Source organism: Vibrio sp. 10N.222.46.A1 (assembly GCF_041473595.1).
Lineage (GTDB): Bacteria > Pseudomonadota > Gammaproteobacteria > Enterobacterales > Vibrionaceae > Vibrio > Vibrio tasmaniensis_A.
Window position 1 is genome coordinate 1 of sequence record NZ_JBFRSN010001844.1, and the last position, 265, is coordinate 265.

1 pseudogene is annotated in these 265 nt (G+C 40.4%); it reads left to right on the forward strand.

Annotation, left to right across the window (positions count from 1 at the left end):
* Positions 1–265 (forward strand): annotated as a pseudogene (locus tag AB4496_RS29580) (ABC transporter ATP-binding protein); the annotation flags it as partial.

Sequence of the window (265 nt, forward strand, 5' to 3'; positions counted from 1 at the left end):
TTCAGTGACTTAACGATTGGTCAGATTTTCGCGGTATTTGGTTACTTGTGGTTTATGTTAGGCCCGGTACAAGAGTTGTTAGGGATTCAATTCTCTTGGTATAGCGCAAAAGCAGCACTTCAGCGCATCAACGACCTTCTTCAGTTAGAAGAAGAGAAGCGCCCTATCAGTAAAGTGAACCCATTTAATGAAGATCAAGAAGTGACAGTCGACATTGAAGACGTTACATTCTCTTACACATTAGAAAACACTGTTTTAAATAGGC